The following is an 11825-nucleotide window of genomic DNA, read 5'->3' as shown; positions in this document are numbered from 1 at the left end:
TATCGCCCCTTCTTTAGCTCAGAGGAACCTATGACTATCTATCTTATTTATATTCACTTAATTTTTGCTTTTGTTAGCTTGGCGTTATTGTTAGTTCGTGGGCTGATGCAAATGAATGCTAAAGATTGGCGAGCAATAAAATTGCTAAAAATCTTCCCGCACTTATCAGATACTTTACTTCTAGCAAGTGGTATCGGCTTATTTTTTATAATGGGTATTGGTTTGACTTGGTGGATTGTCGCAAAAGTTATTTTACTTATTACTTACATTATCTTTGCTGCTAAATACTTCCATAAGTCAGCTAAAAATACAGCACCTGCGTTATTCATTCTCGCTTTAGTCAGTTTAAGTGCGGTCATTTTTCTCGGATTTTTTCATTAATGCAAAATCAATAAAGCAACCGATTGCTTAAATAACAAAAATAAGTATAATTGCGCACCTTTATTATTAGCTCAGAGAAAATATAATGAACTCAAACTTACTCTACTCGGTAGAAGATAAACCGCCTTTTGGTTTAAGCCTATTACTAGCTGCACAGCATTTGTTAGCTGCATTAGGTGGCATTATTGCTGTGCCATTAGTACTTGGCAATGTATTACAACTTTCCACTCAAGATACCATTATTCTTGTTAACGCTGCCTTGCTCGTATCAGGCGTTGTCACAATTATCCAATGCCGTGGCTTAGGACCCATTGGATTACGCTTACCAAGCGTGATGGGAACAAGTTTTACCTTTGTCGCTGCAGCTTTGGCAATCGGCTTTAGTGATGCTGGTGTTGCTGGGATCTTAGGTGCGTCATTAGTCGGTTCTCTCGTGATGATTATCGGCAGTTTCTTCATGCCTTATATCCGTAAATTATTTCCACCTGTTGTTACTGGAACAGTGGTAATGATGATCGGACTAAGTTTAATCCCTGTGGCTGTAGACTGGTTTGCTGGTGGTCAACGTGGCAATGCTAATTATGCTACACCTGAAAATTTACTGATGGCTAGCTTTGTTTTAGTCATTGTTGTGGTGCTTGTACAATGGGGCAAAGGGATTTTCTCAGCAGCAGCTATCGTTATTGGTATGCTTACAGGTTATGTCGTTGCACTCGCTCTTGGCTGGGTAAGTTTTGAAGGGGTTAAATCCGCACAAATTTTTGCTGTTCCACAACCATTACATTTTGGCCTTGAGTTTCCAATTTCAGGCATTATCGGCATGTCTATTGCCTACTTAGTGACAATCGTAGAATCAAGCGGTAACTTCTTAGCATTAGGTAATGCAACGAAAACAGAAATTACTGGAAAACATTTGCGTGGTGGTGTGTTATGTGACGGCTTAGGTTCTGCTTTAGCTGCAATTATGTCCACAACACCATTCTCATCTTTCTCACAAAATATCGGTGTAATCTCATTAACAGGTGTAGCAAGCCGTTATGTTGTAGCTCTAACTGGTGCTTTATTAGTACTCGCCGGCTTATTTCCAGTATTTGGTGCATTAATTGTTTCTATTCCATTGCCTGTATTAGGTGGGGCTGGATTAATGATGTTTGCAATGATTATCGCAGCTGGTATCCAAATGTTAGACAATATTGAAAGAAGTAAACGTAATGGCTTAATTATTGCAATTTCTATTGGTTGTGGTTTAGCTGTGACTACTCGTCCAGAATTATTAGACAAATTACCAAGTTTTGTTAAAGAAATTTTTGGGTCTGGCATCACAGTAGGATCATTATTTGCGCTTATTTTAAATTTAATCTTGCCAGAAGATAAAACTAAAGCTGAAAAGTAAATTAATATTTAATCATAGTCGCATTTAAATATGCAGAAAAATTAACTTATACAAAGGGCTGAGGATATAAATACCCATTTCAGCCCTTTCATTTTGAGCCTAAAAGCCATTTTCTCCCTTTTGGCAAAGCTCATTTTTTTGTTATACTCGAACACTATTTTTATTAGGAGAAACAATATGGAAGAAATGCCAAAGTGCCCCAAATGTCAGGGCGAATATGTATACCACGACACAATTAATTTTGTTTGTCCTGACTGTGGGAATGAATGGTCTGGTAATGAAATTGAGCAGCAAGATGATGATCAGCTCATTGTAAAAGATAGCAATGGAAATCTCTTAGCGGATGGTGATGATGTACTTTTAATTAAAGACTTAAAATTGAAAGGCTCATCTGAAGTCCTAAAAAAAGGCACTAAATATAAAAATATTCGTTTAGTTGCTGGTGATCACAATGTTGACTGTGGCAAATTATTACTCAAATCTGAATTTTTAAAGAAAGCTTAAATTATAACTATAAATTTGTATCTCACTTGGAGCTGTTATGAAAAATAAAATTCTCGGAAGCGCATTAATGATCGCTGGAACCACTATAGGTGCTGGTATGTTGGCTATGCCATTAACCTCTGCTGGTATGGGCTTTTCTATGACTTTAGTTCTGCTTGCAGGATTGTGGTTATTATTAACCTATACAGGCTTGTTGTTTATGGAGGTTTATCAAACAGCAAAAGCTAAAGATGTAGGCGTGGCGAGCCTGGCTGAACAATATTTCGGTCTAACTGGACGTTTCTTAGCAACGATTAGCCTACTTGTTTTACTCTATGCCTTGCTTGCCGCTTACATTACTGGCGGTGGCTCGCTTTTATCTGGACTTTTACCTACAAGTATTGGCGATGAACATCAAACCTTACAAATTGCAATTTTACTCTTTACTTTAATTTTGGGTGCTTTCGTTGTTATTGGTATTAAAGGCGTTGATGGTCTCACTCGTGTTTTATTTATCGGAAAAATTATTGGCTTTATTGCTGTATTGTTAATGATGCTACCAAAAGCCAAACTAGAAAATTTAGGTGCGGTGCCACTAGATAATTTACTGGTTATTTCTGCTATCCCGATTTTCTTTACCTCTTTTGGCTTCCACGTCATCATGGGAAGTATTAATAACTACCTCGACGCAGATATTCGTAAAATCCGTTTGTCCATTATTATTGGTACGTTAATTCCACTGACAGCCTATTTATTATGGCAATTAGCTACTCACGGTGTATTAAGTCAGAATCAATTTGTTAGCTTATTAAAACAAGATCCCACTTTAAATGGGTTAGTCAACGCAACAAGTCAAATCACTGGTAGCAACTTCTTAGGTGAAGTAGTTCGCTTATTCTCATCACTCGCATTAATTACATCTTTCTTAGGCGTAGCAATGGGAATTTTTGAAGGCGTAGGCGATTTATTAAAACGCATTAATTTACCAGCCAATCGCCTAGTTTTAGCACCTTTAACCTTTATTCCACCGCTCGCTTTTGCTTTATTCTATCCAAACGGCTTTATTGCAGCATTAGGTTATGCGGGGATTTTATTCGCATTCTATGGCTTACTTCTACCCGTTGCTTTAGCTTGGAAAGTTCGTCAATTACATCCTAATCTACCTTATCGAGTAGCTGGTGGTAATTTAGCATTAGTCATCGCATTTGTAATGGGCATCGTTATTATCATCATCCCATTCCTCATGGAAAAAGGCTACCTACCTAGTGTCGCTGGGTAAGCTAATCAACAAAAAAGAGCGGTTGAAATTTTTATTTTTTCAACCGCTCTTTCTCTCTAAAAAAACGCCTTACAGTTTGATTGTAAGGCGTTATTCTTTTTGGGTAGAAAGCTAATCTTCCGTCTTTTCTGAAAAACGCTCGATTTTAGCACCTAATCCACGTAGTTTTTCTTCAATATGTTCATAACCACGATCAATATGGTAAATACGATCTACGATGGTTTCACCCGTAGCAATACAACCAGCTAGCACTAAACTAATAGATGCGCGTAAATCCGTTGCCATTACTTCTGCGCCAGATAAATGTTCAACACCATGGCAAAATGCAGTATTCCCTTCTATTTCTGCTTTACCGCCCATACGAATGAGTTCTGGGATATGCATAAAACGATTTTCAAAGATAGTTTCAGTGATTTTACTTGAGCCCTCTGCAACCATATTTAATAGAGTAAATTGTGCTTGCATATCTGTTGGGAAACCAGGATAAGGCTCAGTGCGGATATTCACAGCTTTTGGTCGACTGCCTTGCATATCTAAGGTAATAGTATCTTCAGTTACTTCAACTTGTGCACCAGCATCACGCAGCTTATCAATTACAGCATCTAAAGTAGAAGCTTTGGTATTTTTACAAACAATACGCCCACCAGAAATAGCACCAGCCACTAAGAAAGTACCTGTTTCAATACGGTCTGGCACAATGCTATGTTCACAACCGCCTAAACGCTCAACGCCTTCAATCGTAATTTTATCTGACCCAGCACCGGTAATTTTAGCCCCCATTTTATTTAGGAATAAGGCAGTATCTGTAATCTCTGGCTCACGAGCAGCATTTTCAATCACTGTCGTCCCTTTTGCTAAAGTAGCAGCCATCATAATAGATAAAGTTGCACCGACACTGACTTTCTCAATAACAATTCGTTTACCTACTAATTGTTCATCAACAAAAGCTTTCACATAGCCATCTTCTAATACAATTTTGGCTCCAAGACGCTCTAAACCACTAATATGCAAATCAACAGGTCTTGCGCCAATAGAGCAACCGCCAGGTAATGAAACTTGACCTTGTTTAAAACGAGCGACTAAAGGCGCTAATGCCCAAATAGAAGCACGCATCGTTTTGACCAGTTCATAAGGTGCAACAAAATGTTCAATATTTGAAGCATCTAAATGCACCGTACCTTGCTCATCACGATGAGTAACAACACCTAATTTGTGTAAAATTTTTAGTGTTGTATCAATATCTTTTAATTCAGGGACATTCGTTAATTTAACGGGTTCTTCCGCTAAAATTGCAGCGAATAAAATAGGTAATGCAGCATTTTTTGCACCTGAAATATTCACATTTCCATTTAAACGAGATTGTCCATAAACACGAAATTTTTGCATCTGTACTTCCTAATTAATTTGACATATTTAATAAACGATCGCGTTTCCACTGCTCAGTGCTGAATGTTTTAATTGTCAACGCATGAATTGCACCTGATTTAAAATGCTCCATTAAGGATGCATAAATAGTTTGTTGTTGTTTTAATCTTGATAGTTGGGCAATTTCATCGCTTACCACGATAACACCAAAATGTGCATTTTCGCCTTGAACATATACTTCATTCAAATTTAATGCATCTTTTAAAATTTGCTCAATTTGCTGGGTTTCCATTAATTTTTTTCCGTTATTGTAAAAAGGGCTTAAGCCAATGGGATAAGCCAAAAAGATCTGCTAAAGTTTCTAATTGAATTGGAGCATGATGAATTTTTTGTGAACTGACTTGTGTTTCATATTCATGCATAAAATCACATAATAAAGCAAAACCAGCGCTGTCAATACGCTGAACTTCACTTAACTCCCAGATAAGTTGTTGGTTGGCAACTTTTGCATTCGACAAAAAAGAACTACGTTGTTGCCAAAAAGGTAACAACGTATCTCGTGATAACGCTCCAATAAGCCGGAACGTTATTTTATCATCATTTTGTTCTAATGCCCAATTTAGACTGTTATTTTTCATGCTTATTTACTAAGGATAATTGCTTGTTTAGAAAAGGTTTCCATCTCTTTAATTAAAACCTCTATGCCTTTTTTACGCAGAGTTGGTAACCATTCCTGTTTTGTTGAATCAATGGTACTTACACCACCAACAGCCATATCATAAACTTGCCATTTGCCTGCTTTGTTTTTAAGCCAATAAAATACCAAGTCGATAGGTGCAGCATTACTATTTTGCAATATTTTCACTGATATACTCATTTTATCATCAACCACATTCGTTGGTTTTAACACTTGAATTTTTTGGTTATTGTAAAGAGTCAGTGCTTTAGCGTATTGATATTCAATAAACTTATCAAATACTGCAAAGAATTTCTCACGTTGTTCCACTGGAGTAGACTTATAATAAGTTTTGCCTAAAAAGAAGGCGCCGGCATAACTCACATAGGCATAAGGCATTAATTCCTCACGCACAATCGTACGTAAATAATTTGGATCTTGTTTAATCTTAGTCTGACTGCTATCAATAGCTTTAAATAAACGATCAGATACATCAAGAGTTAATTCATAAGGTGTTTTTTCTGCCATAGCTTGTACAGAAAAAAGTGCGGTCATTACCACGATTATTTTAGAAAAAAGTTTTTTTAACATAAATATTAGCTCCTAAATTTAAAGTTTATAAAAAATTGTTACTGAGCGCTTGCTTCAGCTTCTCCTTGGCTGCTTTTGCTGTCTTTACTGCCATACAAGAACTGCCCGATGAGATCCTCTAACACCATTGCCGATTTAGTATCTACAATACGACTTCCTTCTTTTAGCATTGGAGTTTCACCATCGTCAAAACCAACACTCAGGGCGATATATTGTTCACCTAATAAACCTGAGGTTTTAATAGATAATGAACTGTTGTCTGGAATTTCATTATATTTTTCATCAATGGCGATTTTAACCAGTGGTAAATAGGTTTGCGGATCAAGTTCAATAGATGAAACTCGACCAATCACAACCCCGCCTACTTTCAATGGCGCACGCACTTTCAGTCCACCGATATTATCAAAAACGGCATTAATTTGATAAGATTTTGCTTGATTAAAGCCTTGGATATTGGCAACTCTTAACCCTAAAAAAACTAGAGCTGCAATTCCAATTAATAAAAATAAGCCTACCCAAAATTCATATTTAACTGTTTGTCGCATAAAAAAATCCTTAATTTTCTACCGCACTTTACTTATTAACTTGCACCAAACATTAAAGCTGTTAGTACAAAATCTAATCCTAAAACAACAAGAGATGCATGCACTACTGTTCTTGTTGTTGCTTTACTAATACCTTCCGAGGTCGGAATACAATCATAACCGTTGAACAAGGCAATCCAAACCACTGCAATAGCAAAGCATAAGCTCTTAATAAAGCCATTTAATAAATCATAGCTCCAGCTCACAGAGTTTTGCATTACAGACCAAAAGCTCCCCGCATCCACGCCTTTCCAATCAACACCGACCAATGAACCGCCCCAAATACCAATAGCAGTGAAAATAACTGCAAGGATTGGCATTGCAATTACCCCAGCCCAAAAACGAGGAGAAATAACTCGACGTAATGGATCAACCGCCATCATTTCTAAGCTAGACAACTGCTCAGTCGCCTTCATTAAACCTATTTCAGCAGTCAGTGCTGAACCCGCTCGACCAGCAAATAAAAGTGCGGTCACAACTGGCCCTAATTCACGCAATAAAGACAATGCAACAAGTTGCCCAAGGCTTGTTTCAGCAGAGAAATCAACAAGCACCACATAACCTTGCAAGCCTAATACCATGCCAATAAACAAGCCAGATAACATGATAATTAATAAGGATTGCACGCCTAATACATGTAGCTGTTTAATCAACAAAGGGAAATGCTTTCTAATTTGTGGTTTTCCCACTAAAGCACCAAACAGCATAAAACCAGCTCGTCCTAAAGAACGGCAAAAATCTATGCCTACTCTACCAAGAGATGAAATAAGCTGGATCATGAAAATAACTCCTGTACATAATCTTGTGCTGGGAAATGGAAATGAACAGGCCCATCTTCTTTACCTTGAAGAAATTGTACAACTTGTGGATCTTGGCTCTGTAAAAGCTGTTCTGCAGTACCTTCTGCAATCACTCTCTTATCAGCAATAATATAAGCATAATCTGCAATACTTAACACTTCTTGCACATCATGGGAAACCACTATTGAAGTTAATTGCAAGGCTTCGTTCAAGCGTTTAATCAAGCTAATAATTACCCCCATGCTAATAGGATCTTGTCCAGCAAAAGGTTCATCATACATAATCAGCTCAGGATCAAGGGCTATTGTTCTCGCTAATGCGGCTCGTCTTGCCATACCACCAGATAATTCCGAAGGCATTAAATTTGCTGCACCACGCAACCCAACCGCCTCTAACTTCATCAATACAATTTGACGAATGAGCTCTTCAGGCAAATTCGTATGCTCACGAATAGGGAACGCAACATTATCAAAGGTAGATAAATCAGTAAATAATGCGCCAGATTGAAACAACATTCCCATACGTTGACGAACTTGATACAACTGACTATTAGACATCATGCAAATATCTTGCCCATCAAACAAAATCTCACCTTTTTCTGCTTGAAGTTGTCCACCAATAAGTTTGAGCAAAGTGGTTTTACCAATACCTGAAGGCCCCATAATTGCAGTAATTTTACCTTGCTGAACCTGCAAATTAAGGTTGTCATAAATGGTTCGCTCACCTCGCTTAAAAGTTAGGTTTCTGACTTCTATTAAAGGTTTTGTCATATTTTTTGATTACTCTTTATACTTAAAAAAATGAAGTGGGATATTCTACGAATTTCCCCCTATTGTCAAATTAAATTATGGCAGCGTATTGGACTTATATTTTCCAAAAATGTTCACATAAAAAATATTTTTAAAAACACCGCTCTTTCATGGATTACTACATGTTTTATTGAAAAATATGCTATCATGGCGCACTTTTATCAAACTCAAACATTCAAGGGTTCTATGAATATTCGTTGGAATATTATTTTATCTGTACTTGCTCTAATTTCGCTTGCTTGGTTTTATAGTCTACAACCAGATGATAATGAACTAAATCAACTTATAAAATCGAATGATAGTCCGGAATATACAGGTGAAAAAATGTCAACTGCTGTTTTTTCGCCCACAGGTAAAAAACAATATTTAGCGACGGCAGATAAAGTTGAGCATTATAATAATGATGGCCGCACCGAATTCCACCAGCCTTTAGTTTATTTATTTGATATTGAAGATGAGAAATTAGGTAAACAAAGCTGGAAATTAAGCGCTCATAAAGCCAAATTAACAAAAAATAATATGCTTTATCTTGAGGGGAATGTGATCGCAGAGACCTTATTGGAAAATGCAAAATTACAAAAAGTTGTGACAGAAAGTGCGGTAGTAAATTTAACTACCCAAGATATAACTTCTGACACAATAGTCACTATAAAAGGACAACATTTTAGCTCTACAGGGCTAAAACTCCATGGTAACTTACAACAACAAATCGCAACATTAAAAGAGCAGGTAAAAACGCATTATGAAATCAGCAACAAATAAATACTTATTAATCACCGCACTTATGATGACTTCCGTTTCCGCTTTAGCATTGAAAAATGACACAAATCAGCCCATAGATATTGTGTCTGATAATCAATCTCTTGATATGGAAAATTCCGTAGTGACTTTTACAAACAATGTAGTGATTAAGCAAGGATCAATTTTGATTAAAGCGAATAAAGTGATCATTACTCGTCCTCCAGAGAAATCTAACAAAAAAGAAACTGTGGAAGCATTTGGTAATCCTGTTACATTCCACCAACTACTTGATGATGGTAAGCCTGTGGATGGTAAAGCAAGTAAAGTCCATTATGACTTAGGCGCTGAATTTTTAACCCTAACAGGTAACGCAGAATTAAAACAGTTAGATAGTAAAATTAATAGCGAAAAAATTACTTATGATGTGAAGAAACAACAGTTAAAAGCAAATGGTTCAAATAAATCTCGTGTTAAAACTGTTTTAATTCCAACACAATTAAATAAGAAATAATAAGGTTAATGAATTATGTCTATTCTTTATGCTGAGCATCTCGCTAAAAGCTATAAAAGCCGCCAAGTTGTTTCTGATGTAAGTTTAACCGTTAATTCCAATGAAATTGTCGGTTTATTAGGTCCAAATGGTGCAGGTAAGACGACAACTTTCTATATGGTTGTTGGTTTAGTACGCCATGATCAAGGAATAATTCGTATTGATGACGAAGATATTAGTTTATTGCCGATGCACAACCGAGCACAACGGGGAATAGGTTATTTACCACAAGAAGCATCTATATTCCGCCGCCTAAGCGTATATGAAAATTTAATGGCCGTTTTAGAAATTCGCCAAGATTTAAATTCTCAACAGCGTCGCGCGAGAGCTGATGAATTAATCGAAGAATTCAATATTGGTCATATTCGTGACAACTTGGGGCAATCTTTATCTGGTGGTGAACGTCGTCGTGTAGAAATTGCACGCGCTTTAGCAGCAAATCCTAAATTTATTTTATTAGATGAACCTTTTGCTGGCGTAGATCCGATTTCAGTTATTGACATCAAAAAAATCATCAAAGATTTACGTAATCGTGGGTTGGGGGTATTAATCACAGATCATAATGTACGAGAAACATTAGATGTTTGCGAGCGCGCTTATATTGTCAGTGCCGGCAAAATGATTGCTACAGGTACACCAACTGAAGTTATGAATAACGAACAAGTGAAACAAGTTTATCTTGGTGAAGAATTTAAATTGTAACTATGCTTAAATTTACCGAATTACTCTCCCCTGAAAATATTCGCCAAGGCTTAGTTTGTACAAGCAAAAAAAGAGCTTTTGAAATCATATCTTGCTTGGTAGCCAAACAACTTTCTGAACAAAACAAAGATGTAGAAAACGCAGAGGACATTGACTTACAAGATACAGAAACGCTTTGCGTTGATTGCTTATTTAGCCGAGAAAAATTAGGCAACTCTAGCTTGGGAAATGGTCTCGCAATGCCCAAAGGAAGATTACCTTTAGGGGATAAACCTATTGCCGTCTTCTTACAACTCAATGCACCTTTAGAATATGATGCACCAGATCATCGTGAAGTGGATCTGGTGTTTGCCTTATTGGCGCCGACTGAACATTGTTCTAATCTTGTGCAAGAATTACCTCATTTAGTTGAACGATTAAAGGACAAATCTCTAGTCAAGCAATTAAGAAATGCACAAAGTGCGGAGGAAATTTGGCAAATTTTCCAGTTCGCAGATACTCATGCTGAACATGAGCTGGCTGAACTGCAAATGGCAGAACAACAAAATGTAGCAGAACAAAAAGAGGAAGAATAACAAATGGAAGTTATCATTATTAGTGGACGTTCTGGCGCAGGAAAATCTGTTGCTTTACGCGCATTAGAAGATATTGGCTACTACTGTATTGATAATCTTCCTATGGATTTACTGCCACAATTGACCAATATTCTTTCGGATAAACAGCCTTTTGTTGCTATTAGTTTAGATATTCGTAATTTACCTACAGACCCAGCGACACTAGACCATATACTTCATATCTTACAAGAAAAACATCAAGTTAAAATCATCTTTCTGGATACAGATAGAAATACACTGATCCGCCGTTACAGTGATTCTCGCCGATTACATCCTTTATCAATTCAAAATTTATCTCTTGAATCAGCAATTGATGCAGAAAAAACTTACCTTGAACCTTTAGTGCATCATGCAAATTTAATTATTGATACGACCGCACTTTCTACCCATGAACTTGCGGAACGTTTGCGTGAGTTTTTGCGTGGAAATACCGAAAAAGAATTGCAAATTATTGTTGAATCTTTCGGCTTTAAATATGGTATTCCTTTAGATGCAGATTATGTTTTTGATGTTCGTTTCTTACCAAATCCACATTGGAATCCAGAGTTACGCCCAATGACAGGATTAGAAAAGCCTGTGATTGAATTTCTACAAAAGCATATTGAAGTTAATAATTTTATTTATCAAACGCGTAGCTATATTGAAAATTGGCTACCTATGTTAGAGCAGAATAATCGAAGTTATTTGACGATTGCTATTGGTTGTACAGGAGGTAAACATCGTTCTGTTTATATTGCACAACAAATTGGCGAATACTTCCAAGCCAAAGGCAAGAAAGTGCAAATTCAACATAAGTCACTAGAAAAGCATACAAAAAATCACTAAAAAAAATAACCCAAGGCGTTTAACCTTGGGTT

The 11825-nt window shown here is 36.8% G+C and carries 16 protein-coding genes; 9 read left to right on the top strand and 7 right to left on the bottom strand.

The features are described from left to right. The first annotated feature begins 30 nt into the window (after window positions 1-30). The 4 genes from B0186_RS00920 (at window position 31) to B0186_RS00905 (ending at window position 3536) form a co-directional block, all read left to right on the top strand. Window positions 31-381, top strand: coding sequence for a SirB2 family protein (locus B0186_RS00920; RefSeq protein WP_078217509.1), 351 nt, complete (start codon window positions 31-33; stop codon window positions 379-381). Between the two features lie 85 nt (window positions 382-466). After that, complete coding sequence (locus B0186_RS00915) at window positions 467-1774, top strand: nucleobase:cation symporter-2 family protein (protein WP_078217508.1); 1308 nt, start codon at window positions 467-469, stop codon at window positions 1772-1774. 177 nt (window positions 1775-1951) lie between these two features. Next, the gene (locus tag B0186_RS00910; RefSeq protein WP_078217507.1) at window positions 1952-2278 is read left to right on the top strand and encodes a zinc ribbon domain-containing protein YjdM; all 327 of its coding nucleotides are present in this window, start codon (window positions 1952-1954) and stop codon (window positions 2276-2278) included. A 37-nt stretch (window positions 2279-2315) separates the two neighbouring features. After that, entirely contained in the window at window positions 2316-3536 is a 1221-nt protein-coding gene (locus tag B0186_RS00905; RefSeq protein ID WP_078217506.1) for an aromatic amino acid transport family protein, read from the top strand. A gap of 111 nt (window positions 3537-3647) precedes the next feature. Here the strand turns inward: B0186_RS00905 and murA are convergent, their stop codons facing one another. The 7 genes from murA to mlaF are packed head-to-tail and all read right to left on the bottom strand — an operon-like array spanning window position 3648 to window position 8322. Further along, window positions 3648-4922: a UDP-N-acetylglucosamine 1-carboxyvinyltransferase gene (gene murA / locus B0186_RS00900; RefSeq protein ID WP_078217505.1), complete on the bottom strand. Its 1275-nt coding sequence runs from the start codon at window positions 4920-4922 to the stop codon at window positions 3648-3650. 13 nt (window positions 4923-4935) lie between these two features. Then, window positions 4936-5193, bottom strand: coding sequence for a BolA family protein (locus B0186_RS00895; protein WP_078217504.1), 258 nt, complete (start codon window positions 5191-5193; stop codon window positions 4936-4938). 13 nt (window positions 5194-5206) lie between these two features. Next, the gene (locus B0186_RS00890) at window positions 5207-5539 is read right to left on the bottom strand and encodes an STAS domain-containing protein (protein ID WP_078217503.1); all 333 of its coding nucleotides are present in this window, start codon (window positions 5537-5539) and stop codon (window positions 5207-5209) included. A gap of 2 nt (window positions 5540-5541) precedes the next feature. After that, window positions 5542-6168: an ABC transporter substrate-binding protein gene (locus B0186_RS00885; protein WP_078217502.1), complete on the bottom strand. Its 627-nt coding sequence runs from the start codon at window positions 6166-6168 to the stop codon at window positions 5542-5544. Between the two features lie 38 nt (window positions 6169-6206). Continuing rightward, entirely contained in the window at window positions 6207-6713 is a 507-nt protein-coding gene (mlaD, locus tag B0186_RS00880) for an outer membrane lipid asymmetry maintenance protein MlaD (protein ID WP_078217501.1), read from the bottom strand. A gap of 35 nt (window positions 6714-6748) precedes the next feature. Beyond that, a complete protein-coding gene (gene mlaE, locus B0186_RS00875; RefSeq protein ID WP_078217500.1) occupies window positions 6749-7531 on the bottom strand; it encodes a lipid asymmetry maintenance ABC transporter permease subunit MlaE in 783 nt (260 codons plus the stop codon). After that, complete coding sequence (mlaF, locus tag B0186_RS00870) at window positions 7528-8322, bottom strand: phospholipid ABC transporter ATP-binding protein MlaF (RefSeq protein ID WP_078217499.1); 795 nt, start codon at window positions 8320-8322, stop codon at window positions 7528-7530. Before mlaF ends, mlaE begins: the two co-directional genes overlap by 4 nt. Window positions 8323-8547: 225 nt before the next feature. Here mlaF and lptC point away from each other — a divergent pair, with 225 nt between their 5' ends. Genes lptC through rapZ form a run of 5 tightly spaced genes read left to right on the top strand, consistent with a single transcriptional unit; the run spans window position 8548 to window position 11793 of the window. Continuing rightward, window positions 8548-9123: an LPS export ABC transporter periplasmic protein LptC gene (lptC, locus tag B0186_RS00865; protein ID WP_078217636.1), complete on the top strand. Its 576-nt coding sequence runs from the start codon at window positions 8548-8550 to the stop codon at window positions 9121-9123. Beyond that, on the top strand, window positions 9104-9613 hold the full coding sequence (gene lptA, locus B0186_RS00860; protein WP_078217498.1) for a lipopolysaccharide transport periplasmic protein LptA: 510 nt from the start codon (window positions 9104-9106) through the stop codon (window positions 9611-9613). Before lptC ends, lptA begins: the two co-directional genes overlap by 20 nt. Before the next feature lie 15 nt (window positions 9614-9628). After that, a complete protein-coding gene (gene lptB / locus B0186_RS00855) occupies window positions 9629-10354 on the top strand; it encodes an LPS export ABC transporter ATP-binding protein (RefSeq protein WP_078217497.1) in 726 nt (241 codons plus the stop codon). Window positions 10355-10356: 2 nt separating this feature from the next. Beyond that, the gene (locus tag B0186_RS00850) at window positions 10357-10929 is read left to right on the top strand and encodes a PTS sugar transporter subunit IIA (RefSeq protein WP_078217496.1); all 573 of its coding nucleotides are present in this window, start codon (window positions 10357-10359) and stop codon (window positions 10927-10929) included. A 3-nt stretch (window positions 10930-10932) separates the two neighbouring features. Next, window positions 10933-11793: an RNase adapter RapZ gene (gene rapZ, locus B0186_RS00845; protein ID WP_078217495.1), complete on the top strand. Its 861-nt coding sequence runs from the start codon at window positions 10933-10935 to the stop codon at window positions 11791-11793. Window positions 11794-11825 lie beyond the last annotated feature (32 nt).

Origin of the sequence: Canicola haemoglobinophilus (genome assembly GCF_002015075.1) — a bacterium.
Classification (GTDB): domain Bacteria; phylum Pseudomonadota; class Gammaproteobacteria; order Enterobacterales; family Pasteurellaceae; genus Canicola; species Canicola haemoglobinophilus.
This window is presented reverse-complemented; position numbering and strand designations above follow the sequence as displayed.

Coding starts and splice junctions, on each gene's coding strand:
- B0186_RS00920 (WP_078217509.1), top strand. CDS start 31: ATGACTATCTATCTTATTTATATTCACTTAATTTTTGCTTTTGTTAGC.
- B0186_RS00915 (WP_078217508.1), top strand. CDS start 467: ATGAACTCAAACTTACTCTACTCGGTAGAAGATAAACCGCCTTTTGGT.
- B0186_RS00910 (WP_078217507.1), top strand. CDS start 1,952: ATGGAAGAAATGCCAAAGTGCCCCAAATGTCAGGGCGAATATGTATAC.
- B0186_RS00905 (WP_078217506.1), top strand. CDS start 2,316: ATGAAAAATAAAATTCTCGGAAGCGCATTAATGATCGCTGGAACCACT.
- murA (WP_078217505.1), bottom strand. CDS start 4,922: ATGCAAAAATTTCGTGTTTATGGACAATCTCGTTTAAATGGAAATGTG.
- B0186_RS00895 (WP_078217504.1), bottom strand. CDS start 5,193: ATGGAAACCCAGCAAATTGAGCAAATTTTAAAAGATGCATTAAATTTG.
- B0186_RS00890 (WP_078217503.1), bottom strand. CDS start 5,539: ATGAAAAATAACAGTCTAAATTGGGCATTAGAACAAAATGATGATAAA.
- B0186_RS00885 (WP_078217502.1), bottom strand. CDS start 6,168: ATGTTAAAAAAACTTTTTTCTAAAATAATCGTGGTAATGACCGCACTT.
- mlaD (WP_078217501.1), bottom strand. CDS start 6,713: ATGCGACAAACAGTTAAATATGAATTTTGGGTAGGCTTATTTTTATTA.
- mlaE (WP_078217500.1), bottom strand. CDS start 7,531: ATGATCCAGCTTATTTCATCTCTTGGTAGAGTAGGCATAGATTTTTGC.
- mlaF (WP_078217499.1), bottom strand. CDS start 8,322: ATGACAAAACCTTTAATAGAAGTCAGAAACCTAACTTTTAAGCGAGGT.
- lptC (WP_078217636.1), top strand. CDS start 8,548: ATGAATATTCGTTGGAATATTATTTTATCTGTACTTGCTCTAATTTCG.
- lptA (WP_078217498.1), top strand. CDS start 9,104: ATGAAATCAGCAACAAATAAATACTTATTAATCACCGCACTTATGATG.
- lptB (WP_078217497.1), top strand. CDS start 9,629: ATGTCTATTCTTTATGCTGAGCATCTCGCTAAAAGCTATAAAAGCCGC.
- B0186_RS00850 (WP_078217496.1), top strand. CDS start 10,357: ATGCTTAAATTTACCGAATTACTCTCCCCTGAAAATATTCGCCAAGGC.
- rapZ (WP_078217495.1), top strand. CDS start 10,933: ATGGAAGTTATCATTATTAGTGGACGTTCTGGCGCAGGAAAATCTGTT.